This is a genomic window from Bradyrhizobium sp. JR4.3, assembly GCF_040547695.1.
Classification (GTDB): Bacteria; Pseudomonadota; Alphaproteobacteria; order Rhizobiales; family Xanthobacteraceae; genus Bradyrhizobium; species Bradyrhizobium canariense.
The window spans coordinates 86956-113185 of record NZ_JBEPQF010000016.1 but is presented as its reverse complement, the minus strand read 5'-3'; the positions used below and the strand labels follow the sequence as shown (position 1 = coordinate 113185).

General features: G+C 64.4%; 24 protein-coding genes. 14 read left to right on the top strand and 10 right to left on the bottom strand.

Translation table 11 applies throughout. The features are described from left to right. Positions 1-9 precede the first annotated feature (9 nt). The 4 genes from ABIB91_RS24360 to ABIB91_RS24345 all read right to left on the bottom strand — a co-directional run bounded on the left by ABIB91_RS24360 (position 10) and on the right by ABIB91_RS24345 (position 5912). Positions 10-2856, bottom strand: a complete 2847-nt coding sequence (locus ABIB91_RS24360) for a beta strand repeat-containing protein (protein ID WP_354163480.1) — start codon at positions 2854-2856, stop codon at positions 10-12. A gap of 436 nt (positions 2857-3292) precedes the next feature. After that, positions 3293-3787: a hypothetical protein gene (locus tag ABIB91_RS24355; RefSeq protein WP_198288228.1), complete on the bottom strand. Its 495-nt coding sequence runs from the start codon at positions 3785-3787 to the stop codon at positions 3293-3295. A 166-nt stretch (positions 3788-3953) separates the two neighbouring features. After that, entirely contained in the window at positions 3954-4406 is a 453-nt protein-coding gene (locus tag ABIB91_RS24350; protein ID WP_354163483.1) for a DNA polymerase III subunit chi, read from the bottom strand. A gap of 6 nt (positions 4407-4412) precedes the next feature. Continuing rightward, the gene (locus ABIB91_RS24345) at positions 4413-5912 is read right to left on the bottom strand and encodes a leucyl aminopeptidase (protein WP_354163485.1); all 1500 of its coding nucleotides are present in this window, start codon (positions 5910-5912) and stop codon (positions 4413-4415) included. A gap of 339 nt (positions 5913-6251) precedes the next feature. Here ABIB91_RS24345 and lptF point away from each other — a divergent pair, with 339 nt between their 5' ends. From lptF to ABIB91_RS24300, 9 genes are all read left to right on the top strand, one after another. Continuing rightward, entirely contained in the window at positions 6252-7421 is a 1170-nt protein-coding gene (lptF, locus tag ABIB91_RS24340; protein ID WP_007591970.1) for an LPS export ABC transporter permease LptF, read from the top strand. Beyond that, complete coding sequence (gene lptG, locus ABIB91_RS24335; RefSeq protein WP_354163487.1) at positions 7418-8515, top strand: LPS export ABC transporter permease LptG; 1098 nt, start codon at positions 7418-7420, stop codon at positions 8513-8515. The genes lptF and lptG overlap by 4 nt, the downstream gene beginning before the upstream one ends. Beyond that, on the top strand, positions 8515-11004 hold the full coding sequence (locus tag ABIB91_RS24330; RefSeq protein WP_007591972.1) for an LPS-assembly protein LptD: 2490 nt from the start codon (positions 8515-8517) through the stop codon (positions 11002-11004). The genes lptG and ABIB91_RS24330 overlap by 1 nt, the downstream gene beginning before the upstream one ends. A gap of 69 nt (positions 11005-11073) precedes the next feature. Continuing rightward, the gene (locus ABIB91_RS24325; RefSeq protein WP_354163490.1) at positions 11074-12000 is read left to right on the top strand and encodes a peptidylprolyl isomerase family protein; all 927 of its coding nucleotides are present in this window, start codon (positions 11074-11076) and stop codon (positions 11998-12000) included. Then, on the top strand, positions 12000-13016 hold the full coding sequence (pdxA, locus tag ABIB91_RS24320) for a 4-hydroxythreonine-4-phosphate dehydrogenase PdxA (protein ID WP_354163492.1): 1017 nt from the start codon (positions 12000-12002) through the stop codon (positions 13014-13016). Before ABIB91_RS24325 ends, pdxA begins: the two co-directional genes overlap by 1 nt. Further along, positions 13013-13873, top strand: a complete 861-nt coding sequence (gene rsmA / locus ABIB91_RS24315) for a 16S rRNA (adenine(1518)-N(6)/adenine(1519)-N(6))-dimethyltransferase RsmA (protein ID WP_219683185.1) — start codon at positions 13013-13015, stop codon at positions 13871-13873. Before pdxA ends, rsmA begins: the two co-directional genes overlap by 4 nt. A gap of 16 nt (positions 13874-13889) precedes the next feature. After that, entirely contained in the window at positions 13890-14948 is a 1059-nt protein-coding gene (locus tag ABIB91_RS24310) for an alcohol dehydrogenase (protein ID WP_007591976.1), read from the top strand. Between the two features lie 268 nt (positions 14949-15216). After that, a complete protein-coding gene (locus ABIB91_RS24305; protein ID WP_007609339.1) occupies positions 15217-15453 on the top strand; it encodes a hypothetical protein in 237 nt (78 codons plus the stop codon). Positions 15454-15820: 367 nt separating this feature from the next. Beyond that, positions 15821-16543, top strand: a complete 723-nt coding sequence (locus ABIB91_RS24300) for a Crp/Fnr family transcriptional regulator (RefSeq protein WP_354163495.1) — start codon at positions 15821-15823, stop codon at positions 16541-16543. Positions 16544-16546: 3 nt separating this feature from the next. Here the strand turns inward: ABIB91_RS24300 and ABIB91_RS24295 are convergent, their stop codons facing one another. Continuing rightward, a complete protein-coding gene (locus ABIB91_RS24295) occupies positions 16547-17284 on the bottom strand; it encodes a Crp/Fnr family transcriptional regulator (RefSeq protein ID WP_007591982.1) in 738 nt (245 codons plus the stop codon). A 173-nt stretch (positions 17285-17457) separates the two neighbouring features. Between ABIB91_RS24295 and ABIB91_RS24290 the strand changes: the two genes are divergently transcribed. Together ABIB91_RS24290 and ABIB91_RS24285 are read left to right on the top strand one after the other, a co-directional pair. After that, the gene (locus ABIB91_RS24290; protein ID WP_354163498.1) at positions 17458-17697 is read left to right on the top strand and encodes a hypothetical protein; all 240 of its coding nucleotides are present in this window, start codon (positions 17458-17460) and stop codon (positions 17695-17697) included. A 17-nt stretch (positions 17698-17714) separates the two neighbouring features. After that, positions 17715-18416 carry a Crp/Fnr family transcriptional regulator gene (locus ABIB91_RS24285; RefSeq protein WP_354163500.1) on the top strand — a complete coding sequence of 234 codons (702 nt, stop codon included), beginning with the start codon at positions 17715-17717 and terminating at the stop codon, positions 18414-18416. Positions 18417-18480: 64 nt separating this feature from the next. Here ABIB91_RS24285 and ABIB91_RS24280 read toward each other — a convergent pair whose 3' ends face one another. From ABIB91_RS24280 to ABIB91_RS24270, 3 genes are all read right to left on the bottom strand, one after another. Next, complete coding sequence (locus ABIB91_RS24280) at positions 18481-19095, bottom strand: cupin (protein WP_219683186.1); 615 nt, start codon at positions 19093-19095, stop codon at positions 18481-18483. A 319-nt stretch (positions 19096-19414) separates the two neighbouring features. Beyond that, complete coding sequence (locus ABIB91_RS24275) at positions 19415-19936, bottom strand: hypothetical protein (protein ID WP_354163502.1); 522 nt, start codon at positions 19934-19936, stop codon at positions 19415-19417. A 64-nt stretch (positions 19937-20000) separates the two neighbouring features. Further along, entirely contained in the window at positions 20001-20537 is a 537-nt protein-coding gene (locus tag ABIB91_RS24270; RefSeq protein ID WP_354163504.1) for an REP-associated tyrosine transposase, read from the bottom strand. A gap of 943 nt (positions 20538-21480) precedes the next feature. Here ABIB91_RS24270 and ABIB91_RS24265 point away from each other — a divergent pair. The 3 genes from ABIB91_RS24265 (at position 21481) to ABIB91_RS24255 (ending at position 24690) form a co-directional block, all read left to right on the top strand. Further along, positions 21481-22827, top strand: coding sequence for a caspase family protein (locus tag ABIB91_RS24265; protein WP_007591998.1), 1347 nt, complete (start codon positions 21481-21483; stop codon positions 22825-22827). Positions 22828-22855: 28 nt separating this feature from the next. Next, positions 22856-23344: a hypothetical protein gene (locus ABIB91_RS24260; protein ID WP_354163506.1), complete on the top strand. Its 489-nt coding sequence runs from the start codon at positions 22856-22858 to the stop codon at positions 23342-23344. 149 nt (positions 23345-23493) lie between these two features. Then, entirely contained in the window at positions 23494-24690 is a 1197-nt protein-coding gene (locus ABIB91_RS24255; protein WP_354163508.1) for a hypothetical protein, read from the top strand. On the opposite strand, the gene gmk is transcribed toward ABIB91_RS24255, so the two are convergent. Beyond that, positions 24623-25282: a guanylate kinase gene (gene gmk / locus ABIB91_RS24250; protein ID WP_354163510.1), complete on the bottom strand. Its 660-nt coding sequence runs from the start codon at positions 25280-25282 to the stop codon at positions 24623-24625. The two genes, ABIB91_RS24255 and gmk, sit on opposite strands and share 68 nt — an antisense overlap. A 3-nt stretch (positions 25283-25285) precedes the next feature. Further along, positions 25286-26173 carry a YicC/YloC family endoribonuclease gene (locus ABIB91_RS24245; protein ID WP_247499525.1) on the bottom strand — a complete coding sequence of 296 codons (888 nt, stop codon included), beginning with the start codon at positions 26171-26173 and terminating at the stop codon, positions 25286-25288. Positions 26174-26230 lie beyond the last annotated feature (57 nt).

The following is a 26230-nucleotide window of genomic DNA, read 5'->3' as shown; positions in this document are numbered from 1 at the left end:
CCGCCGGCTTCAGGCGTGCTGGGGCGGTGCGAGCACCTGGCTCTGCGTCGCGTGCGGATCGGGCAGCGGCATCTCGCCGTTCCCCTCACCTGCCGGGACGAAGCTGGCCGCCATGGCCTGGTTGAGCAGCATCGCGGCCGCAAACGCTCCGCCCTGGATGACGACGTTGTTGCCGGTGCCGCCGTCCAGGATGTCGAGGCCGCCGCCGCCGATCAGCACGTCATCACCGGCACCACCTGCCAGCGTGTCGTTGCCGGAACTGCCGATCAGCACGTCGTCGCCGTTGCCGCCATTGGCAACGAGCTGGATGCCGCCGTGCAAGCCGGAAGCCGTGATGACGTCATCGCCATCGAGGCCGTTGATGACGATCCTGTCACCCGCGCCGGCATCGGTGATGTTGATGTCCTGGCCAAGCCCCGACACCGTGATGATGCCGTCGTGCTCGGTCACCGTGATGACGTCGTTGCCGCCGGTTGCGTTGATGGTCACGGTATCCGCGGCGCCGTCATTGGCGCCGAGATCGAGATCGACCTGGCTCACGCCGGTGCCGGAGAGGTCGCCGACGGTAATGTTGTCGGCACCGCCGAGGGCATTGAAGTCGACATGTTCGACCCCGTTCAGGTCCATCGCAATGGCGGCGACATCTCGCGTGAACAGCACCCGGCCGCCATTGGCCGAAATGTTGATGTTCTCGCTGATATTGGCGCCGTTGAATGCCAGCGTGTCGGTGCCCTTGCCGCCTTCGACGGTGTCGCTGCCGTCGCCGGGATTCCAGACGAATGTGTCGTCGCCCGCGTCCAGATTGGCGAAATCATTGCCGCGTCCGCCGTTCACGATGTCATTGCCGGCACTGCCTGTGATGGTGTCGTTGCCGTCGCCGCCATTGATGTTGAGGCTGAACGACTGTCCGGCCTTGATGGAAGACGCATTGATGACGTCATTGCCTTGTCCGCCGTTGATGCCGAGCACATCACCGGCGTCCGCATGCGCAATCGACACCTGCGCAGCGAGGCCGTTGACCACGATCGATCCGCCGGCGGTCACGACCGATATGTTGTCGTCACCATTCGTGCCGTTCACGGTCACGCGGTCCGCCGCGCCATCGCCGCTCTGGCTGCCGGGGCCGGCGCTGAGGTCGATGGCAACCTGCGTGATTCCTGTCCCGGTCAGATCGTTGACGGTGATGTTGTCGGCGCCGCCTGCTGCCGCGATCTGCACGTGCTCGACGCCAGCGAGGTCCATGACGATAGCACCGACGTCACGGGTGAGAAGCGCACGGCTTCCGTTCGCCGAGACCGACATGTTCTCGGCCACGTTGGCGCCGTTGAACACCAGCGTATCGGTTCCCGCGCCGCCTTCGACAATGTCGCTGCCTTCACCGGGATTCCACGTGAAGATGTCGTCGCCTGCGCCAAGAAGCGCGACGTCATTGCCGCGGCCGCCGATGACCTTGTCGTTGCCATCGCCGCCGATCAGGGTGTCGGCTCCCTGGCTGCCGGTGATGGTGTCGTTGCCCGCGCCGCCGTCGATGGTCAGCCCGATCGCCGCGCCGAGCGTGGATGCATCGATGACGTCGTTGCCGCCGAGCGCCTGAACGACCAGCCGGTCGTTGCCGGCCTCTGCATTTGCGATCGTCACGAGCTCCGGCAGCCCCGTGACCGTGACCGTTGTGCCCGTGGCTGTGACCTCGATGTGCTGATTGCCGTTGCTGCCGTTGACGGTCACCGTGTCAGCTGCGCCGTCGCCTTGCGTCCCTCCCGGAACGGCTCCGAGATCGACCAGCACCTGCTTGACGCCGGTCCCGGTGAGATCGCCGACAGTGATGTTGTCGGCGCCGCCACGCGCATCGAATTCGATCTGCTCGACGCTGTTGAGATCCATCGTGATGTTGGCAACATCGCGGGTGAAGCGCACCCGGCCGCCATTGGCCGAGATGTCGATGGTCTCGTTGATGTTGGCGCCATTGAAAAGCAGCTTGTCGCTGCCCGATCCGCCTTCGACCGTGTCGCTGCCGTCACCGGGATTCCAGATGAAAGTGTCGTCGCCACTCCCGAGCTGGGCGACGTCGTTGCCGCGTCCGCCATTGACGATGTCGTCCCCGCTGCCGCCGATGATGAGGTCGTTGCCATCGCCGCCGGTAATCCTGTCGTTGCCGGCGCCGCCATCGAGCGTCAGCGAGATCAGGCTGCCGAGCCCGTTGCCCGCGGTGATGACATCGTCGCCGCCCCCACCGTGCAGGACGAGATTTTCCGTCGTGCCGATGTCGAGCGAGAACGGCACCGCGCCCGTCCCGTCGAGCCGCACGCGGGTGCCGTTCGCCGTGATCGTGAACGTCTCGGCGGCGTCGTTTCCGTTGACCTGAGCCGTATCGTTGCCCTCACCACCCTCGAACAGGTTGGTGCCGCCGCCCGGATTCCAGATCATGACATCGTCGCCGGCCTCGCCGAACAGCTGGTTGTCGCCGCTGCCGCCGTCCAGGACGTCGTTACCCGCTCCGCCGAACAGCAAATCGTTGCCGCCGCCTCCCTTGATCAAATCGTTGCCGGCCTGACCAAACAGGAGGTCGGCTCCCGAGCCGCCCGTGATCCTGTCATTGCCGTCGCCGCCGAAGATGTGCACCGCGGGCATCGGGCCGTGGCATTCGTCGACGGTGATCGTGTCGTCACCGCCTTGACCGAAGATGTCGATCGCAGTGGTGTTGTCGACGGTGGGTTCGCCACCAACCGTTTTCACGTGCCCGTTATTGACCAGGATGCGGCCGGACTTGTCGCGACTTATCACGAGGCCGTTATTCGCGCTGTCGCCGAAAATGGTGAGCTGCCCCGTAACCGGGGAAAACACAGAGGTAATGGACATCCAAATGATCCTTCCGACCTAGCCCCTCCCTTCGATGCGTAGCAGCCGCGCACATGACATTCTTGAACCGTTGCTTGAGACGCGCGTGATTATTCTGGAGATTTCCTCCAGTTTTGCTTCGGGGCAGTTTTCGAAAACGAATGCGAAGGCTCTCTCATCACGAATCGCGTGATCACGGATCACGCGTAACGCCCCCGTGATTTTCAACGCGCGCGGAAAAACGCGGCTCGAGGCAATGAAGGCGCTTTGGGCGAAGGTCGGCATCCGCGACGTCGAAACTCGCGAACAAGATCGCCAGCGAGCGCGAACGCAGAGATCACGGTTCACGCCCGCCATCGCAATCAATGGATGCAAAATCGCTTGACGATAGGGGCAAGCATGCGCGGCCGATCGCAGCGACAGCTGCAACCAGCATCAGGGCAAAAGGCCAAACCCGTTACGCCGCCGACTTCTTCTTCGGCTTCGGCTTGGTCGCCTTCGGCATGACCGGCGCCTCCGGCGTGCCCTCGATCGAGGACAGGCGGCCGGCCGTGAAGGTGTAGATGCCGGCGCGCGGACCGGTCGTCCAGGTCACGACCGCAACGCGCCTGCCGGCGGCATCACCGGAGAGGTTGACGCTCGAGGGCGCGCCGATGCCGCGCACCACATCGCACTCGGTGTGGCCGAGCGCGACGGTGCCGCCCATGGGAGCCGGCGCGGTCGTCGACGCATTCGCATCAGCCGGCCCGGGCGGCGGCGCCATGCCGGCACAAGCCCCGTCGGCGCTGACCAGATCCTCGGCCCCAACCGGCTTGTCGGGGGTTAGCGGCGGCGACTCGATCGAGATGCTTTTGATGAACAGGCGGCTGGGCGTGTTGAACCACTGGGCATCCCTGGACAACAGATCGGTCCCGCCCGAACAGCCCGCGACCAGCGGGGCTATGGCCGCCAACGCAACTATGAGCGAGCTGGGAAGCTTTTGATGTCGCACGATAAACTAATTTCCCCGAGTGAAGGATCGGCCCTAAGCAATTGTACCAACACCACTTTGCGGCACGAAGGTGACAAAAGCCATCATCCCCCGAAAAGTGCAAATTATCATTAATTGCGAGCGACCGCTAATTCCGCTTCTGCCATCGGCCCCGCTCGTCGGCCTGCCAATAGGTGACATCAAATCCCCGCGCCTTGCAATCCGTCCAGGCGCTGCGGGCGAACGCAAGCGCGTCCGGATCGTCACCGTCGAACAGCAGCACCATGCGCTCATAGCCCTGCGCGTCCTGCGGCAGCGCGGCGTTGTCGACGAGGAAGCGGACATTGGCACCGTTCGGATTGTCCTCCTCGACCGCCAGCACGATCGGCTGATCGGCGGCGTCGCTCACCCGCCAGGTCGCGTGCGGCAGGAAGGAATCGTCGCGATAGGTCCACAAATGGGCGTCGAGCGCATCGGCGCGCTCCGGCGAAGTCGACTGCACCACGACGCGCCAGCCGCGCTCGAGCGATTTCTCGAGAAGCGGCGGCAACACGTTCTCCACCGTCATGTTTTGCAGATGGTAGAAAAGGACTTCAGTCATCTCGGGTCATTTGCGTTCGTAATGGTCGGCGACCAGACGGTCGAGCAAGCGAACGCCATAGCCACTTCCCCAGCTGTGGTTGATGTCGGTCTTCGGCGCGCCCATGGCGGTCCCGGCGATATCGAGATGCGCCCAGGGCGTGCCGTCCACGAAGCGCTGGAGGAACTGCGCCGCGGTGATCGAGCCGCCATGGCGGCCGCCGGTGTTCTTCATGTCGGCGAACTGGGAATCGATCAGCTTGTCGTATTCAGGGCCAAGCGGCAGGCGCCAGACCTTCTCGCCGCTCTCGATGCCGGCCGCCAGCAGCCGCTCGGCAAGCTCGTCGTTGTTGGAGAACATGCCGGCATGCTCGGTGCCGAGCGCGACCACGATGGCGCCGGTCAACGTCGCCAGATCCACCATGAATTTCGGCTTGGTTTTCTTGGCGACGTACCAGAGCACATCGGCGAGCACCAGGCGGCCTTCCGCGTCGGTGTTGATGATCTCGATGGTCTGTCCCGACATCGAGGTGACGATGTCGCCCGGGCGCTGCGCGTTGCCGTCCGGCATGTTCTCGACGAGGCCGATGGCGCCGACGACGTTGACCTTGGCCTTGCGTGCGGCGAGCGCATGCATCAGGCCGACGACACAGGCCGCGCCTCCCATGTCGCCCTTCATGTCCTCCATGCTGCCGGCCGGCTTGATCGAAATGCCGCCGGTGTCGAAGCAGACGCCCTTGCCGACGAAGGCAACCGGCGCCTCACCTTTCTTGCCGCCGTCCCAACGCATGATCACGGTGCGGCTCGGCCGCGCCGAGCCCTGGCCGACGCCGAGCAGCGCGCCCATGCCGAGCTTGTCCATCGCCTTGACGTCGAGCACCTCGATCTTGACGCCGAGCTTGCGGAGCAGGCCCGCGCGGCGCGCGAACTCCTCGGGAAAAAGCACGTTCGGCGGCTCGTTGACGAGGTCGCGCGCAATGATCACGCCGTCCACGATCGCACCGGCCGATGCAAACGCCTTCTTCGCGGCGACGACATCGCCGACAGCAAACGAGACGTCGGCGCGCGTGCCGCCCTCCTCGCCGTCCTTCTTCTTGGTCTTGTAGCGGTCGAACTTATAGGTGCGCAGCCGCAGGCCCGAGGCGATCGCGACCGCCTGCTCGCTGGTCATGGCGCCATTGGGAAGTTCCGCCATGATGGTCATGGCCGCCGCTCCGGCCGGAAGCTTGCTCGCCGCCACGCCGCCGAATTTGAGGAAGTCGTTGGCCTTCAGGCCGGCCGCCTTGCCGGCGCCGATCACGATCAGGCGGGTGGCCTTCACGCCCTCCGGCGCTAGGATGTCGAGCGCAGCGCCGCTTTTGCCCTTGAAGGCGGCGGCGGTCGCCGCCCGCTTCACGAGTTCGGTGGCCCCACCAAGCGCCTTGGCGGTCGCCGGCCCGAGCTTCAGGCTGTCGTCGCAGAACACGACCATGATGCCACGGACGGCGGCAGACAATGGAACGAAGCCGACCTTGATGGCATCGGACATGAGTAACTCCTCAAAAACACAGGGCTTTTTACCGATCGGCGTCCCGGCCACGGGCCGGAGCTGAACGGCGATTCACTGGGCGTAATGCACTATGGGCCACCGGCCCGGTCGATGCCAAGCACCCCCCGTGGCCGAGGGGCCACAACGAGGGAAATATTAACCATATATTGAGGGTGCCACGGGGCAGCCATTTTGTTGACGGATCAAAGGGATGGTACTGAGAGAGTAAGCCGGCGGATGAGATGGTTGGCCGACCTTGGGGATCCCCTTGCGGGGATTGGTTGGACAGCCGGAATTCCGGCCGGCATTGGGGACTTGGTGGGATTCGTGCGGTAGCGCATGGGGTCAATCGATAGGTATATCTTCCGCACGACGCTCGCGTCGTTTGCGCTGGTCCTGGTCAGCCTCACGGGCGTGATCTGGATTACGCAGGCGTTGCGCGGCATCGACTTGATGACGAGCCAGGGTCAGACCATCCTGACCTTCCTCGGCATCACCAGCCTCGTCGTGCCCGCGCTGGTCCTGATCATTTCGCCGATCGCGCTGATGATCGCGATCTCGCATACGCTGAACAAGCTTGCGACCGATTCCGAGATCATCGTGATGAATGCCGCCGGCTTCTCGCCGTTCCGGCTGTTCTATCCGTTCTTCTACGCCACCTGCGTGGTGGCGCTGCTGGTCGCCTTCATCGCGGCCTATCTCGCTCCCGACGGCATGCGGCGGATCAAGCAGTGGGACGCCGAGATCACCGCCGACGTGCTTACCAACATCCTGCAGCCCGGCCGCTTCGCCCAGCTCGACAAGAACCTGACGATCAGGATTCGCGAACGCCAGCCCGGCGGCATCCTCGCCGGCATCTTCATCGACGACCGCCGCGATCCGAACGAGCGGGTCTCGATCGTCGCCGAGCACGGCGAAGTCATGAAGAACGAGAACGGATCGTTCCTGGTGCTGGAGACCGGCAATCTCCAGCGCTTCGAGGCCGGCAAGCGCGATCCCGCGCTGGTGGCGTTCGGCCGCTACGGCTTCGACATGTCCAAGTTCTCGGGCCAGGGCCGCGACGTCACCCTCGGCATCCGCGAGCGTTATCTCTGGGAGCTGCTCTCGCCGTCCGAGGACGATCCCGTCTACAAGCAGATTCCCGGCCAGTTCCGCTCGGCATTGCATGACAGCCTGCTGGCGCCGATCTATCCCTTCGCCTTTGCCGTGCTGACCTTCGCGTTTCTGGGTGCGCCTCGCACCACGCGCCAGAGCCGCAATTTCTCGATGGGCTCATCGATCTTCGCCGTGTTCGGCTTGCGCATGGCCGGCTTTGCCTGCTCGGTGATGGCGGTGAAATCGCCCGGCGCGGTGCTGGTCCAATATGCGATGGTCATTGGTGCCATCGGCATCGGGATGGCGATCATCATCGGCGGCCTTGTGGTCGAACCGCCGCCGCGCCTCATGGAGGCCATCAACAGGTCGAACGCACGCATCGCGCGGCTGTTCAGACGGCCGGCCACCGCATGAGCATGCTCACCAACACACTCGGGCGCTATTTCGCCGGCCGTTTCGTGGTCGCGGCGCTCGGCGTGTTCGCCAGCATTTTTCTGTTGCTGGTGCTGGTCGATTACATCGAGATGGTGCGCAAGACTTCGGGCCTCGCATCCGCCTCCGCGGTCATGGTGGCCGAGACCTCGCTGTTCCGCGTGCCGCAGCTGCTGGAGAAGCTGACGCCGTTCTGCATGCTGATCGGCGCCATGACCTGCTATCTCGCCCTCTCCCGCCGGCTCGAACTCGTGGTCGCGCGCGCCGCCGGCGTCTCCGCATGGCAATTCATCTCGCCGGCACTCGGCAGCGCGCTCCTGATCGGAGTGATCGCCACCGTCGCCTACAATCCGATGTCGGCCAATCTGCGCGAGCTCTCCAAGCGCATGGAAGCCGAACTGTTCGGCTCGGCGCCCGGCGGCGGCATTCAGGACGCCTCCGGCTTCTGGCTCAATCAGGTCACCAATGACGGCCAGACCATCATCAACGCGGCGCGCAGCGAGCAGCAGGGTATCCGGCTCACGGGACTCACGCTGTTCCGGTTTGACACAGAGCAGCACTTCAAGGAGCGCATCGAGGCGCGAGAGGCGACACTCGAGGCCGGCCGTTGGCTGTTCAAGGACGTCCGCCGCTTCTCGCTGGATTCGCCCCCGGTCGATCAGGCCAGCCTGGAGATTCCGACGACGCTGACCGAGGCGCAGGTCCGCAACAGCTTTTCCACACCCGAGACTGTGTCCTTTTGGCAACTACCGAGCTACATCCGCTCTTCCGAAAGCTCGGGCTTCGCGACAGCCGGATACCGACTCCAGTATCAGAAGCTTCTGGCACAGCCGTTTTTGCTTGCGGCCATGGTGATGCTCGCGGCTTCCGTGTCGTTGCGCTTCTTCCGGATGGGCGGCGTGCAGAAGATGGTTTTGAGTGGCGTGGGCGCAGGCTTTCTGCTCTACGTTCTGTCGAAAGTGACTGAAGATTTGAGCAAGGCTGAGTTGATGCATCCGATCGCTGCGGCGTGGTTGCCCGTGGTGGTGGGCGGCCTCACCGGCTTTTTGGCCTTGCTGTATCAGGAGGACGGATAGTGACGGCCGTCCACCGAGGACCCGTGTCTCGTTTGACGCGGCGCACATTGGTGCGCGCGAACGGGTGTGGCTTGTCCATTCGCAGGTTCCTGCTTGCTGTCGCCGCCGTGGCATCGCTCGGTGGCCTGATGGACGTTGCCGCCGTGGCGCCGGCCTCCGCCCAGAGCTTCACCTACAATCCGCTGCCGCCGCGTGCGAAGCCGCCGAAGGCCGTCAACGACAACCAGATGCTGGTTCAGGCGACCGAGGTCGACTACGACTACAACAATTCGCGCGTCTCCGCGGTCGGTAACGTCCAGCTGTTCTACAACGGCACCAGCGTCGAGGCCGACAAGGTCATCTACGACCAGAAGACCAAGCGGCTCCATGCCGAAGGCAACATCCGGATGACGGATGCCGACGGCAAGATCACCTATGCCGAGATCCTGGACCTTTCCGACGACTACCGTGACGGCTTCGTCGATTCGCTGCGCGTTGACACGGCCGACCAGACCCGCATGGCGGCGAGCCGCTCCGATCGTTCCAGCGGCAACTACACAGTGTTCGAGAACGGCGTCTACACGGCCTGCGCGCCGTGCAAGGACGACCCGAAGAAGCCGCCGCTATGGCAGGTCAAGGGTGCGCGCATCATCCACGACCAGCAGGAGAAGATGCTGTATTTCGAGACGGCGCAGCTCGAATTCTTCGGCGTGCCGATCGCCTATATGCCCTATTTCTCGACGCCCGACCCGACCGTGAAGCGCAAGACCGGCTTCCTGATGCCGGGCTTCACGTCGAATACGCCGTTCGGCTACGGCGTCGAGGTTCCGTTCTACTGGGCGATCGCACCCGACATGGACGCGACCTTCAGCCCGCGCATCACGTCCAAGCAGGGCGTGCTGTTCCAGGCCGAATTCCGCCAGCGCCTGATGGACGGCGCCTATCAGATCCGCGTCTACGGCATCGACCAGCTCGATCGGAACGCGCTCGCCGGCCAGCCCGGCGACAAGCAGTTCCGCGGCGCCGTCGACACCAAGGGTCAGTTCGCGCTGAACGACAAATGGGTCTGGGGTTGGGACGGTGTCCTGATGTCCGACTACTATTTCTTCTCGGACTATCGGTTGTCGCAATATCGCGATCCGCTGGGCTCGTTCCTGTATCTGCCGACGGATGCACTCTCGCAGCTTTACCTGACCGGTGTCGGCAATCGCAGCTTCTTCGACGCGCGCACGATGTACTGGCTGAGTTACTCGGGCAACCAGAGCCAGGTGCCGGTCGTCTACCCCGTGATCGACTACTCGAACGTGCTGAACTATCCGGTCTTCGGCGGCGAGTTCAGCTACAAGACCAATTTCGTGAACCTGTCGCGTGACACCGCGGTGTTCGATCCGATTACGACGCTCGCCAACACCAATGGCCTGTGCACGACGGTGTCGGCCGATCCGCTCGCGCGCACGCCGTCGCAGTGCCTGCTGCGCGGCTTCCCCGGCACCTACACCCGCCTGACGGCCGAAGCGCAGTGGCGCAAGTCCTTCACCGATCCGTTCGGTGAAATCTGGACTCCGTTCGCCATTCTCCGCGCCGACGCGATCAACTCCTCGGTCTCCAACCAGCCGGGCGTGTCGAACTATCTTCCTGTCGGCGACACCCAGGCGTTCCGCCTGATGCCGACCGTGGGCCTCGAATACCGCTACCCCTTCATCAACGTTCAGCCTTGGGGCTCGACCACCATCGAGCCGATCGCGCAGATCATCATCCGGCCGAACGAGACCTATGCCGGCAAGCTCCCCAACGAGGACGCGCAGAGCATGGTGTTCGACGCCTCGAATCTGTTCAGCGTCGACAAGTTCTCCGGTTACGACCGTGTCGAGGGCGGCGGCCGCGCCAATGTCGGCGTGCAGTCCACCACGCAATTCGACAGGGGCGGCGCCATCAAGACGCTGTTCGGCCAGTCCTACCAGCTGTTCGGCATGAACTCCTTCGCGGTCCAGGACTCCATCAATACTGGCGTGGATTCCGGTCTGCAGAGGCCGCGCTCCGACTATGTGGCGAGCGCCGCCTATTCGCCCAACAGCACCTATACGTTCAGCGTTCGCTCGCGCATGGACGAGCAGACCTGGAACATCCAGCGCTTCGAGGCGGAAGGCCGCGCCAACTTCAACCGCTGGTCCGTCAGCATGCTGTACGGCAATTACGCGGCCCAGCCGGAACTCGGCTATCTGACCCGCCGCGAGGGCATCCTGACGTCGGGCTCGATCAAGGTCGCGGCCAACTGGGTGGTCACGGGCTCGGCGCGCTGGGACCTGGAGGCCAACAAGATCAATCAGTATGTGCTCGGCGCCGGCTACGTCGACGATTGCTTTGTGCTCGGCTTGAACTATGTAACTGCGTATAGCTATTCCGCAGGCGCGGCGCCGCCCGTGCTGAACCACGCGATCATGTTCCAGATCGGCCTGCGCACGCTGGCGAACACAGCGACGACCAGCAGTTCCGGCGGCGGTCTCCAGTGAACGGTTTGAAGGTGCCGGCCGCGTGTTCCCGATCGCAGGTTCACCGCGGCTGACATGCGAGCGACAAATATGACGATCCCATTGCCTGTCTTCCGCCTCTTCCTCGTCCTCGCCGCCCTGCTCCTGGCTGGCACGCCCTCGCGCGCGCAGAACATCGTCGTGATGGTCAACGGCGATCCCATCACCGACTTCGACGTCGAGCAGCGCTCCAAGCTCGACCAGCTGACGACGCAGAAGACACCGGCCCGTCAGGAGGTCATCAACGAGCTGATCGACGACCGGGTGAAGATGAAGGAAGGCAAGAAATACGGGGTCGACCCCGGTGTCTCCGACATCAACCAGTCCTACGAGGGCATGGCGCAGCGCATGCGCATCTCGCCGGACCAGCTCACCAAGTCGCTCGAGGTCAAGGGCGTCCGCCCCGAAACCCTGAAGAACCGCATGAAGGCCGAGATGGTCTGGACCAGCCTCGTGCGCGGCCGCTTCAAGGAGAAGTTGTTGGTCGGCGAGAAGGACGTCGCGCAGGCCGTGCAGGCCCAGACCGGCGACAAGCTGCAGATCGAGGGGACCGAATACGAGATGCAGCCGATCGTGCTGCTCGTGCCGCGCGGCTCGTCGCCGGCGTTCCTGGAGACGCGGCATAAGGAAGCCGAGCAATATCGCTCGCGCGTCGGAAGCTGCGAAGAAGCCAATTCATTGTTCCGCTCCACGCCGAACGCCACGATCCGCGACACCGTTACCAAGACCACGGCGGAATTGCCCGAGGCGTTGCGCAAGGTCCTCGACGACACGCCGATCGGCCACCTGACCGCTCCCGAGACGACCAAGGCGGGCATCGAGATGGTGGTGCTGTGCTCGCGCAAGCCGACCATGATCGACACGCCGAAGAAGCGCGAGGTCCGCGAGAAGATGTATCAGGAGAAGTACGAGAAGACCCAGAAGGCCTATCTCGAGGAGCTCCGCAAGGCGGCGATGATCGAGTATCGCAACCGCTGATGGCCCAGCAGCCCGCCAAGCCCCTCGCCCTGACGCTGGGAGAGCCTGCCGGCATCGGCCCCGACATCACCATCGCAGCCTGGCTCAAGCGCAGCGAACTGGACCTGCCTGCCTTTTATCTGCTCGGCGACGAGGCGCTGATCGCCCGCCGCGCCAAGGCGCTCGGCGCCAATATCAGGATTGCTTCGGTAAGCGCGGGCGAGGCCAAGGCCGCCTTCCCCGAGGCGCTGCCCGTGGTTGCGACCGGCGAGCCCGCGAGCGCCGAGCCCGGCAAGCCGGACGCATCGAGCGCGCCCGCCGCCCTCGCCTCGATCCGCCAGGCGGTCACGGATGTCCGCGAGGGCCGCGCCGGTGCCGTCGTCACCAATCCGATCGCCAAGAGCGTGCTCTATCGCGCCGGCTTCCGCCATCCCGGACATACCGAATTCCTCGCCGAGCTCGCCGCGGAAGACGGTCGCGTGCCGCAGCCGGTGATGATGCTGTGGTCGCCCCGGCTCGCCGTGGTGCCCGTGACCATCCACGTCTCCTTGCGCGATGCACTGGCCCAGCTCACCAGCGAGCTGATCGTCTCGACCGTGCGCATCGTCGCGACCGAACTCAAATCCCGCTTCGGCATCGCGAATCCGCGCATCGCGATTTCCGGCCTCAATCCGCACGCGGGCGAGGACGGCTCGCTCGGCCACGAGGAGCAGACCATGATCGCGCCGGCGATCAAGACGTTGCGCAGCGACGGGATCGAGGCGAAGGGACCGCTCCCCGCCGACACCATGTTCCACGAAGCCGCGCGAAACAGCTATGACTGCGCCGTCTGCATGTACCACGACCAGGCGCTGATCCCGATCAAGACGGTGGCCTTTGACGACGCGGTCAACGTCACGCTCGGCCTGCCCTTCATCCGCACCTCGCCCGATCACGGCACCGCCTTCGACATCGCCGGCACCGGCAAGGCCAATCCGGCAAGCCTGATCGCTGCGTTGAGGCTCGCGAGCCGGATGGCGGCTGCGAAAACCCGATGAGCGCGATCGACGACCTCCCGCCGCTTCGCGAGGTCATTCGCCAGCACGCCTTGTCGGCGCGCAAATCGCTGGGCCAGAACTTCCTCCTCGACCTCAATCTCACCGCGCGCATCGCGCGTGCGGCGGCTCCGCTCGAGGATTCCACCATCATCGAGATCGGCCCCGGCCCGGGCGGGTTGACGCGCGCCTTGCTCGCGCTCGGCGCCAGACGCGTCATCGCCATCGAGCACGACGAGCGGGCGATCCCTGCCTTGCAGGAAATTTCAGCGCGCTATCCCGGCCGTCTCGATATCGTGCATGGCGACGCCATGAGCTTCGACCCGCGCCCGCTGCTATCCGGCGAAAGAGCAAAAATCGTCGCGAACCTGCCCTACAACATCGCGACCCACCTCCTCGTCGGCTGGCTCACCACCGAGCCCTGGCCGCCCTGGTACGACATGATGGTCCTGATGTTCCAGCGCGAGGTCGGCGAGCGTATCGTGGCGCGCGAGGACGAGGAGGCCTTCGGCCGGCTCGGCGTGCTCGCCAACTGGCGCTGCGAGACCAAGATCCTGTTCGACATCGCGCCGTCCGCCTTCGTGCCGCCGCCGAAGGTCACGTCTTCCGTCGTGCGACTGATCCCGCGCGAAAACCCTCTCGCCTGCGATCGCAAGCTGCTCGAACAGGTCGCCGCCGCCGCGTTCGGCCAGCGCCGCAAGATGCTGCGACAAAGTCTGAAGTCGCTCGGCGCCGATCCCGCGCGGCTCGCCGCAGCTGCCGGCGTCGATGCGACGCGGCGCGCCGAGACCGTTCCGATTTCCGGCTTTGTTGCCATGGCCCGTGAATTGGCCAATATACGCAGCGAAACAGAGAGATAATTTCGGAGGAAGAAATATGGCGTTGATGCGTCGGCAGTCCCTCGTCAAGTTCGATGCGCCGCTCTGCGAGACCATCGTCGACACGCCGAAGCCGCAAGGACGCGAGGTGCTGGTGCGCATCGAGCGCTGCGGCCTCTGCCACTCCGATCTGCACATCCAGGACGGCTACGCCGATCTCGGCGGCGGCAAGAAGCTCGACACCACGCGCGGCATGACGCTGCCCTTCACGCTCGGCCACGAGATCGCAGGCGTGGTCGACGAAGTCGGCCCCGAAGTGTTCGCCGGTCTCGTCGGTAGCAAGAAGGCGGTGTTTCCGTGGATCGGTTGCGGCCAGTGTCGCGACTGCGCCAATGGCGACGAGAACCTCTGCGCCAGGCAGCGCTTTCTTGGCGTCTCCATCGACGGCGGCTTCGCCACCCACGTGCTGGTGCCTGACGCGAAATATCTGCTCGACTACGATCCCCTGCCCGTCAACCAGGCCGCGACGCTGATGTGCTCCGGCGTCACCGCCTATGGCGCGCTCAAGCGCCTGGTCGACCGACCGCGCCAGCGCAATCTCCTGCTGATCGGCCTCGGCGGTGTCGGCATGATGGGCCTTTCCTTCGCGGCGGCCATGTTCAAGCAGCCGATCACGGTCGCCGACCTCAGCGGTGCCGCGCGGGAAACCGCGCTGAAGAACGGCGCGGCGGCGGCCTACAATCCGGCCGAGCCCGACGTGATCAAGCGCATCCTCAAGGAAACCGATGGCGGCTTCGACGAGATCGTCGATTTCGCGGGCAACGAGAAGTCCATGGCTTTCGCGGTCGCCGTCGCCGCGCGCGGCGGCAAGATCGTGGTCTCCGGCCTGATGGGCGGCCAGTTCACGTTGCCGATGGTGCAATGGGTCTACAAGCGCATGACCATCGAGGGCTTCATGGTCGGCACGCTCACCGAGGCTCACGAGCTGATGGCGCTCGCCCGCGCCGGCAAGATCAAGCCGACGCCGATGCGCGAGGAGCCGATGGGCGACGTGCAGACCTGGATCGACGAGCTTCGCGCCGGCAAGGTCGTCGGCCGCATCGTGCTCAAGAATTAGCATGCGCGAGAAGCGCGAGGCGGCGGGGTCATCTCGCCGCCGGCTTCAATCATCGCGATTCACTCGAAATTGACGCAAGCCGGTGTTCCAAATTGGGGAACCTGATCTCTGCAGATTATGGTCCTCGCCCTCGTCAACAATCTCGGCGCGACGCTGAACAAGAAGTTCACCTCGATCAGCAGCTCGCTGAAGTAACGCGGGCACGCGCGCCAATTCACGGCATTCGTCTGTCCCGCGGAACGGCAATGGCCGCGCCGCGTTGGCAGCCATGTCCATTCGCTGCACCGTCGAGAACGCATTCTTCATCGCCTGGAGCTTCCTGGAGCAGAGCGGAGAGCTCGGCTCTCCGGACGAGACGGCGAACGTCCTGCTCGACGCCATTGAGGCCCAGCTCAGGACCGGTGAACGCCGGCAACTGATGCTCGCCAACAGGGCGATCGATGCCTATCGCGCCCACGCGGAAAAAAGCCGGCCCGCGCACGATTGCGAAGCACGCTTCGGGTGACGAACGTCGGGTGATGAACATCCTGGCCGCCCTCGGGCCCGCCGGCCCGGCGGCGTTTGAGATATAGGCCAGCGGTCCGTCGGGCAGAGCGCACGGGCTGCGGCGCTCCGCGACGAGCACGCTACGCTGATCCGCGCTCCTGCTGTGTGCACTCCTGCACAGAGCTCGTAAAGTTGAAGGCCGCTGGGTTCGGCTGCGCCATTTGCCTCGCGTGCCATGCGCCGTGCCAGAATTTTCCGGAATTCCGTAAGCCGGAGGCCATCTTTTCAACGCTTGAAAAACGCCTTGTGTGCACTTTGGAACCGTCGGCTCCGTCACGGAAACGTAGGGTTCTGGCCGGCGCCGATTCCCGGCCAGAGCAAGACATGTGACCGGTCGGCCCCAGAACGATCTTCTCCAGCGGCTCAGCCGCACGGATTTCGAACTGTTCGCGCCGCACCTCCAGCCGGTCGAACTCGAGGCGAACCACATCCTGTATCACGCCGGCGACGAGGTCGCGGCGGTCCATTTTCCCTGCCGCTCCACGCTCGTGTCGTTCGCCGTGCCAGTCGAGGACGATCGCGAGGTTGAAAGCCTGCTGGTCGGGCGCGAGGGCGCGGTGGGCATTGCCGCCGGCCGCAGCGCCTCGCTGGCCTATTCGCGCATCGTCGTGAAGCTGGGCGGGACCCTGATGCGGTTGCCGCACCGCGCGCTCGAGCAGGCCCAGCAGAGGTCGGCCACGCTCCACCAGGTCTTCTCGCGCTATGGCGACTGCCAGTTCGCACAGCTGCTCCAGATCGCGGCCTGCAATGCCGCGCATTCGATCGAGCAGCGCGCCGCCAAGTGGATCATCTCCGCGCAGGAGCACGTCGGCGGCCCCGAGATCCCCCTCACCCATGAGCAGCTTGCCGGCATGCTCGGCGTGTCCCGCAGCTATGCCAGCCGCGTCATCCAGATGTTCAAGGCGAGGCAGATCCTCGCGACACGCCGTGGCGCCATCCTGATCCTGGATGCGCCGGCGCTCAAAGCCAGAGCCTGCTCCTGCAACGACTGGGTGAAGAAGCACTTTGACGAGGTGATGGGACGTACGGCCGCGGACGGTTCGCTTTAGGCCTCACGCATGCGGCGGCGATTGGCGCTTCAAGTGCAGATAGGTCGGACTGAAGCCTCCGAGCCGCTGCAGTTCGCGCCATTTCAGGACGATCAGCTCGCCGTCGCGCATGTCCATGGTCCCGCTCCGCCTGAGCTCGGCGAGCGTCCGGTTCACCGTCGCGATCGCCATGCCCAGCGTCTCGCCGAGCTGCGCCAGGCTGATCGGCAGACGGCAGCGATTGCCGCGGACGAGCTGCGCGGCGCGGGCGCGGTAGAACAGCTCGCAGAACAGGTGCGCCATGCGCGCGTGCATCGGCCGGGCGCTATTGTTGGTGATGGCCTCGCGAAAGATAGCGGCATCGAGCAGCGTCTCGCGCCAGACCGACAGTGCGAAGGTCGGTCGTCGCCGAAAGGCAATGAACAATTCGCGATGCGGGATGAACGCCACCGAGGCAGGCCCGAGCGCGCACAGCCCATGGTCCATCTGGTCGATGAACAGTCCCTGGGAGTCCGGCAGGTCTCCAGACAAATGGAACGCGAGATATTGCCGCCTGCCGCTGTCGAGCAGATGGTAGCGGGCGATCATGCCGGAGACGACCAGCGCCGAATGCTCGGGTTCGTCGCCCTGACGGATGAAATCCTCATTCGGCGCGAACTCGCGCTGCACAAAAGTCAGCCCGCGAATTTCGGCGACATCCTCCTGTGCGAGCGCGGTGTGCTCGCCCAGGTTCCGGATCAGCACGTCATGGGCTTTTTCCATGTGTCCCGTTCCATGCGTCCCGCCAAAAATCCTGCCGGTTCGATCAAATGATACATCTAGCCCGTATCCAGCGGACTAGAACGCGAGACGGAAGCACAGGTTGCTACCGGTTTGCGACGGTACAGGGTCGCAGCCCCACCATCCCTCGATTGCTGACTGCCCCCGCCCTTCGCATGAGCCCTACGACGATCCTGAAACGCATTCGCCACCTGTTCGCTACGGATTCGGGCGAGCACCTGGACAGTATCAGCGCTGCCTTCCTGCAAGGCAGGTTGAAGGAGCCGGCGCGGCCGATGTCGGATCAGGAGCTTGCGCACGCCATCCGCGAGTTCCAGGCGGTCCCCCTGTCCGATTGGACCATCGCAAAACTCTCCCAACGCCTGCTCGAACCGGCCGTGCCGCGTGACGACTGAAACCCCTCCTCCTCACCATGCCGCACCCGAAGTTCATCGCGCATCTCCAGGCGATTGAAGGCCTCTCAGAAGACGAACGCCGCCAGATCGCGGGTCTGCCGTCCACGCTGCGCCAGGTCTCCGACGGCGAGATCGTGCTGCGCCAGGGTGAAGATGTCTCCCGCTGCGTTTTCGTCGTCAGCGGCTTCCTCTACCAGGCTCGCATCGTCGGCGATCGCAGCCAGATCCTCGCCTTCCACGTTCCCGGCGACATGCCGTGCCTGCACACGCTGCTGGTCTCGCCGATGGATGCGGACCTCGTCGGTCTTGGCCCCACCATCGTCGGCTACGTCGCACACAGCCAACTCAAGCAGCTGCTCGACAGCTCCATTCACCTGACGCGCGCGTTCTGGCGCGAGACGCTGATCGATGCGGCGATCTCGCGGCAATGGATCGCGCGACTCGGCGCACAGGCGGCGCTGCCAAAGGTGGCGCATCTGATCTGCGAACTCGCCGCAAGGCTGGAGGTCGTGGGCCTCGTCAAGAACGGCCGCTTCCAAATGCCGATGACGCAGCGGCATGTCGCCGATGCCTGCGGACTGTCGATCGTCCACGTCAATCGCACCATCCAGGAGCTGAGAGGGCGCCGATTGATTGCCTGGGAGGGAAGCGAGATCGAGCTGTTGCAACCCGACGAGCTCCGCGCGCTCGCCGATTTCACGCCGGATTATCTGACCTGACCGAGACGGGCGGCGTTCCAACGAACGACACCTCGAACCGGCACAGCGAAAGCGATCCCCCGCGTCACGATCGCGATGGCTTTATCCGCCATGATTTGAGCAACGGGCCGCCGGCACCCAGCACGGGATCGGTCTTCGGCTTACGGACCTTGGCGATGCGTTTGCTGGCGTCAGGACGCTCTCGCGTGTCGGTGCACTCGTCATACGTCCCCTCCTGCGGATACGCTCCGACGACCAGGAAGTCCCGGCTGGACTCGATCAGCCGGTGTCCGGTCCCTGCGGGAAGAACCAGAACGTCTCCGGCCTTCACGCTCAGGATTCGCCCCTTGATCCCGCCGCACTCGATCCTGGCCGTGCCGCGTGCCACGCCCATCACTTCGTGGATCTGCGAATGATAGTGGACAAAATCATAAACCGTATCGCGCCAAGAGCGGCCCCAGCCATGACTATCGAACAGCGTGTCGACGATGACCTCTGGAGCAAAACGCCGGGTCTTCAGGTTCACCGCGCCGCGATAGAGCAACACGGGAAAATGCGGGTTATTCGGCACGATGCCATCGTCCTGAAAACGGATGGCTGTCGGCTTCCGAGCCCGCACGAGCGCCCGCAGCGTTGCCGCGTCGGGGTGATCCTCGACGAGCTTCTTGGCGAGATTTTTGATCTGGTCCTTGATCGGCATGGCGTCTCCTCAGCCGCAATTAAACGGCGGCCGAGGTGATAAGTTTCTCAAGCTGGGGCCGGGTGGGACTCATCTCCGTTGGCAACGGAGATTCAGAGCCGTAGGATGGGTTGAGCCCTTGCGAAACCCATCGCTAACGAATAGCCACCAGCCCGAGACGCCGCACCAGAACATCCAGACACTCTCGTCAGCAAGATTGCCGGCAAAGAAAGAAGCGTCCAGCCGGGGCGAAGTTGCGACGGTGCGGTATTGACGCTACGTCACCACGCGCGAGGATGATGCGTTTCGCAAAGGCTCAATCCACCCGGCGGCCTCTCGCTTATTCTCTGGGGAATAGCCCACCGAACAGTGAAGTGCCCGGATGCTGCGCTTTCATGATCTCTTTTTGGAGATCGACAAGCTCAAGAACAAACGCCCTTATCTCGGCAGACAGACCATCAATTTCAGATGGAGAAATTGGTTTGGCTTCATAAGGTATCCCACCGGTCCTGGGCACGGGAGTTCGCAGCATAATATAAACTTGGTCATTAAAGCTTCTTCCAATCGGATTGTGCAAAAGCTGATTACGGCCCTCAGCAAGGGCTGCATATGTCTTGAGGGCGTGAGTAAGACGGTCCCGCAAATCCTGCGTCATGAAGGGCGAGATTTTGGCGAGTTTCTTTAGAACGGCGCTCTGAGTACTCGTTGATTTGAAAAAACTGAAGACCGTCACAGCGATAGTGTGGTCCATCTGAGTAAGACTCGCGAAAATCCATGCGAGCGCGGCCTCAGCGTGCGTCCAGTTGTTGGAGCATCGCCCGATGGCGGATGCCATCATAGGATCGTCGTCGACGGGATGCATCGTATTAAGTCCCTGCTATCAGCGCATAGAAAGGGTTTTGCTCCGCGATACCCATCATTTGCTTCTATCCTCTTTCACCATAGTCGTGGATGCCGTCGGAATGGTCGCCCGCCCAGTCCACCGGGTAATTTCCAAGTTTCACATGGCGATGAAACGACGACAATGCCCAATCGCTCACCCGCGTGACGAGACCATGCTTGACCGGGTTGATGTGGACATAGTCGACATGCCGAGCGAAGTCGCCCTCGTCCCGAATGGTATGCTCCCAATAGCGGCGCTGCCAGATACCGCGCTCACCCTTGGCGGCACGGCTCGAAGATATGCGCTCGCCGCGCGCGACGCCGCGTGAAAATGTCGATTTAATCAACCGCCAGCGCGTGGCGTAGTTGGCATCGCCTTCAGGCAGTGTCCAGACCGCATGGAGATGATCGGGCAGCACAACGATGCCATCAATCGTAAATGGATGACGCTGGCGCGTTTCGCGAAACGCGGCGCGCAATATCTCGACATGATCCGTCAGTAAGGAATGCCTCCGCTCCGCCAGATTGACGGTGAAGAAGAAGCTGCCTCCGGGGATAAAGTTGCGACGATAACCCGTCATATGGAGAATGATTAAAGGAGGAAAAGATGGGTTTCGCAAGGGCTCTACCCATCCTACGGACTCACGCAAGCCGGAATGACAGGGCGGAGATCGGGGCGCCCCTCGCGATCCGTCGGGCAAAACACCCCGTCAAGCCATCGGCGCAAAAACATTTCGCTTTTCCGAATTTCGGATTTGTGGCATACAGCCCGCATCCTGGCCCTGCCAAAGGGGCGTTCGCGACCGTCACGACATGCGGGCCGGGTGGCGGTGGACGCGGCAGCGACGGCGCGGGCGGCGTGATGACCGGGCGGGCAACCGTGAGTCCTCACGCGACGCGTACGACACGGCGCTGGAGAGCGGGCTTGTCGGTCATCGGGGGTGAGCACACGCAAGCCCTCGACGATTTCGGCGGGACCGTCCGCGGACGGAGAAGTCGTGTGGTCCTGACGCCCGGGGTCTGTGCGTCAAGCCTCGCGGTGATGTGGCGGCCCAACCGGGCGCGCGCATCAGCGATCGGCGGGGCGACGGGGGCAATAGTGCATCGCTCCCCGGGGAGAGCACGAAGGACACCGTTAAAACCATCCGCGCAGGGAAGGCCGGGCGATCGGCCACCCAATCGGTCCACCCCGTGTGCATTCCTGTAGCGCACGGACCAAACGGGTGCCGCCGGCGCCCGGCCTTCCCTGCGCCCTTTGGCTTCCATTGGGCGATGAACGGCAGCAAGGCTCGGGCAGAACCTGCCGCGGGAACGCGCGGCCATGGCCCCTCGCCTGCGAAATATGCAACGCGGCCTATCCGCGTCATGGCCGGGCTCGTCCCGGCCATCCACGCCTTGCCACGCGGCACGAAGAACGTGGATGGCCGGGACGAGCCCGGGCATGACGGACAGTACGCATGTGGCGCCGCTTTTCGCCGGCGCGCCGGACTGTTAGACTGGCGTCATTATTTTTGGGGAATTTTGATGCGCGCGAGGATTTTCAATCGCGTCCCGGGGCTGGCGACGCTGGTCGCAGCCCTGCTCGTCGTCGCCACGCAACCGGCATCGGCCGAGAAGCGCATCGCGCTCGTGGTCGGCAACTCCGCCTACAAGAACATCACGCCGCTCGACAATCCATCCAAGGACGCGAGCCTGATGGCGGACACGCTTGGCTTGCTCGGCTTCACGCTGGTCGGAGGCCGCGCCCAGCTCGATCTCGACAAGGGCGCTATGGATCTGGCGGTGCAGAGCTTTGGCCGGCAGGTGCAGGGCGCCGACGTCGCGCTGTTCTATTATGCCGGCCATGGCGTGCAGGTCTCGGGCGCCAACTATCTCGTGCCGGTCGGCGCGAACCCGACGCGCGAAGCCGACGTCGACTTCCAGATGACCGATGTCAACCTCGTGCTGCGCCAGATGCAGGGATCGGGCACCCGCCTCAACCTCGTGATCCTGGACGCCTGCCGCAACAACCCGTTCGGCTCGCGCGGCCTGCGCGCCTCCGATGGCGGTCTCGCGCAGATGCGCGCGCCCGAGGGCACGCTGATCTCCTACGCAACGCAACCCGGCAATGTCGCCCAGGACGGAAGCGACGGCCACAGCCCCTACACAAAAGCATTGGCCGCGACGGTCCGGACCGCGGGCCTCGACGTGTTCCAGACCTTCAACCAGGTCGGCCTCGCGGTGAAGCGCGCCACCTCCGGCGCGCAGCAGCCCTGGGTGTCGTCCTCGCCGATCGACGGCACCTTCTATTTCGTAGCCCCGACGCAAACCGCCCCGCCGCAGGTCGCAGCGATGCAGCCAGATCCTTTGCCGGCGGATCGGCTGCGCGCCGATCCAGACCGCGTCCCCTTGCGCGATGCCGCCCTGCTGAGCGAGCTCAGCGAGCGGCTCTACGAGCTCAATTTCGATCCTGACAGCCCTGACGGAATGACCCGCGCGATCACAAAGCTCCAGCAGCGGATTTCCATGGCGCCGACGGGCGAAGCGACCGAAGGCCTGCTGCTGCGCATGCGCAAGATGGAGGACCTGAAACCATGGGGCTCGATCGTCTACGGGCCCGACGGCAGCAAATGGGGCATCTCCTGGAACCACGCCTCGCGGCGCGCGGCGGTGGCGGATGCGCGTGGCAATTGTGCCGGCGCCAAATGTCCGATCGAGCTGTCCTTCTATGGCAACCGCTGCGGCGCGTTCGCGATCTCCGACAAATCCTGGTCGCTGGTCCAGCGCGACAGCGTGCAGCGCGCGAAAGACGCCGCGCTTGACGAATGCGGCAAGGCTGGCAAAGCTTGCCGCATTATCGGTTCCGTCTGTGCCGACGGCTCCGGCCGTTGATACGATTTTTCATTCTGGATTTTTGCTCATGCGCAATTCCGTCATCCCTGCGATTGGCCTGGCCCTCTTCCTTTCCGTCACCGTCGCTCCACCGTCCGCCGTCGCGCAGTCCGGCAGCGCCGGCGGCTCGATCGGCAATGACGAGAAGTCGCTGTCCGGCTCGCGATCGGATCGTTCCGCCGAGCCAGCGCCCTCGGCGCGCCGCAGCAAGCCGGCCGAGGAGCCGCGCAGTTCCTCGCGACGCGGTGGTGGAGGTGGCGGGAGTTTCGACGGCGCCTGGATGGTCGTCAGCGTCGGCTGCGGCGGCACCACGTCCGGCGCGGTCGTGGTCTCCTCAGGCAAGGTCATAGGCCAAGGCGTCACGGGTACCGTCAGCGCGAGCGGAGCGGTCAGCACGTTCGGTCAAGGCGATGGCGTGACCTTCACCGGCTCCGGCCGCCTCGCTGCCCGCAGCGGTTCCGGATCCTTCCGTCGCTCCGACGGCTGCGGCGGAACCTGGACTTCGACCAAGCAGTAGCGCGAAAAAGTCTGATTTCGCGGGGGAACCAACGCCGCGCAGGCCCGATTCAGGCCACATCCTCTCCGGATTTGCGGCTCATTGCCACCCAAGTCTTTGACGAGAAAGGGAAGGTAACGAGTTGCGTCATGCGTAATCGGGAGACCAGGATGGGCAACCGCACCGCGAAATTCTTATCGGCCCTCGTAGGCAGCATCATTGCCGGTGCGCCATTGGCCGCCGTGTCGCAGAATGCATCGACGCCACCGAGCACGGCAAATGCCGCGAACGACTGCCTTGGCTCGCCAAAGGGCGCCGCACCGCAGGGCCAGCATTGGCATTACCGCCTCGAACGCGCGACCAAGCGGCAGTGCTGGTATCTGCGTGCCGAAGGCGGCAAGCCCACTCAAACCGCACAGGCTACGCTCGATACCCCTGCAGCGGATTCAGCGGTGCCGCAGCAGCACTCGGTCCAGGACGCGCGCGCCGAATATCTGACGCCGCAGAGCATCGCCACTGTGAAGACGCCTGCACAGGCGGGACCGGCGCCGACGCAACAGGCTGCGAGCCCCTCCGCCGACGTCAACGCTCAGCAGGCCGCCGTCGCCGGGCGCTGGCCCGACGCCACCACGGCGTCCGCCGCGCCCACAGAGCAGCCATCGCCTGCGCCTGTGGCGGCCGCTGCGCAGCCGACGACCACGAAGCCGGCGAAGTCCCCTGCTCCGATGGCTCTGGCCGCGGCCGACAGCACCGCCGACAAGCAGACCGGCTCGCTCCAGATGCTGCTGCTCGTGATCGGCGGCGCGTTGGCACTGGCCGGCATCCTCGCCAGCGTCGTGTACCGCTTCGCTGGTGGCCGCGTCCACGCCGGCGACCAGCGCCGCGTCAACTGGGACAATTTTGAGCCGCACGATCACGACGATGGCCGTGCACCCTGGCTCAAAGCAGCGCCGGCCGGCACGCCGCACGCTCGGCAGCCGCGCCCGGTGGATTTCGATGCCCTGCGTCCGCAGACAGTCCAGCTCAAGACCGCGCAGCTCGCCGCGATCGATCGCGAGATTGATGTGATCGACGAGCGCACCCCGCAAGCGCACCAAGATGCCGCAGAGCTCGACGATGCCGATGTCTTCAACGGAGAATTCCAGATCGAGGCCGCACCGCAGCTCGCGGCCAACGACGTCGATGACGAAGAGCCGGCCGATCGCGATGACGATGCGGGAGTCGAGGACGGCATCGACATCGACGTGATCACGACGATGCTGGAACGGCTCGCGAAGGACGGGCCGAGGCTGACGCAGCCTAACCTTGAAGCTGACCTTGCAGACTTCGCACGAAGCCCACGAGGCCAATCCGCCGCTCGCGCTTGAGGCGTTCGGCCTTCAGGATCGACTGCACCTCGGCAAAGGCCTGGTCGACGTCGTGGTTGATGACGATGTAGTCATACTCGGCCCAGTGGCTCATCTCGTGGCTCGCGCGGCTCATGCGCTTGCGGATCACCTCATCGGAATCCTGTGCGCGCGAATGCAGCCTCTTTTCGAGATCGGCGGCCGAGGGCGGCAGGATGAAAACGCGAACGACGTCGGCGCTCGCCTTCTGGTGCAATTGCTGTGTGCCCTGCCAGTCGATGTCGAACAGCACATCCTGCCCGGCCGATAACGCGGCCTCCACAGGAGCACGTGGCGTCCCGTAGAGATTGTCAAACACGGTGGCCCATTCGAGCAGTTCGCCTTGCTCCACCATCGTCTCGAACCTGGGCTTGTCGACGAAAAAATAGTCGCGCCCCTCGACCTCTGCCGGCCGCTTCTCACGCGTGGTCGCCGACACTGACATCTTCAGGCCGGGCTCCCGCTCGAGCAACATGCGCGACAGCGTCGTCTTGCCCGCGCCTGACGGCGAGGACAGCACGAACATCAATCCGCGCCGCTCGACACCATCAGTTCCGTGACCGCCAATCGTCATCGATCACTCCAGATTCTGGACCTGCTCGCGGAACTGCTCGACCACGTTCTTCATGGCGAGCCCCGTATTGGTGAGCTCGATGTCGTTCGACTTCGAGCAACAGGTGTTGACCTCGCGGTGAAACTCCTGCGCCAGGAAGTCGAGCTTGCGCCCGACCGGGCCGCCCTTGCCGATCAGCTCGCGCGCCTGCGCGATGTGCGAGGCGATGCGGTCGAGCTCCTCGCGGATGTCGGCCCTGGTCGCAATCAGGATCGCTTCCTGCATCAGGCGGTCGGAATCGAAACGGTCGGAGGTGTCGAGCAGGCTCGCGATCTGCTCGGCGAGCCTGGCCTTGATCGCCTCGGGCTTGCGACCGGGCGCAGCCTCGGCCTTCTTCGCCAGCTGCTCGACCTCGTCCACGCGCTGGATCAGGATCTGCCCGAGCGAGGTCCCCTCACGCTTGCGCATCTCGACGAGTTCGGCGAGCGCCTTGTCGAAGGCATCCGCGGCGGCGGCGCGCGCGGCCTTGTCCTCTTCCTCGTCGCCCTCGGGCTCGGCGACCTCAATGACACCCTTGATGGCCAAAAGCCCGTCGACGCTCGGCGCGACCGCATCGACCTTGCCGGCGATCACGGCGGCGGCCTTGAGGACGGCGTTGAGCACGTCCTCGTTGACGCGGACGCTGGCGGCCGCATTGGCGCGCTTCACGGTCAGATTGGCGTAGACGGTGCCTCGCGAGAGCAGCTCGGCGGCGCGTTTCTTGGCATGAGCCTCGAGCTCGTCGAACCCCTGCGGCAGCCGTACCCTGAGATCAAAGCCCTTGGCGTTGACCGACTTCAATTCCCATTCGAACGTATACGGCCCACTCGCGCCGTGGCTTCGGGCAAAGCCGGTCATGGACGACAACGCCATCAGGTCAATTTCTCCAGAAGCACGGGATTCGCGCGGCCATCAAGCCACGCGAATCTT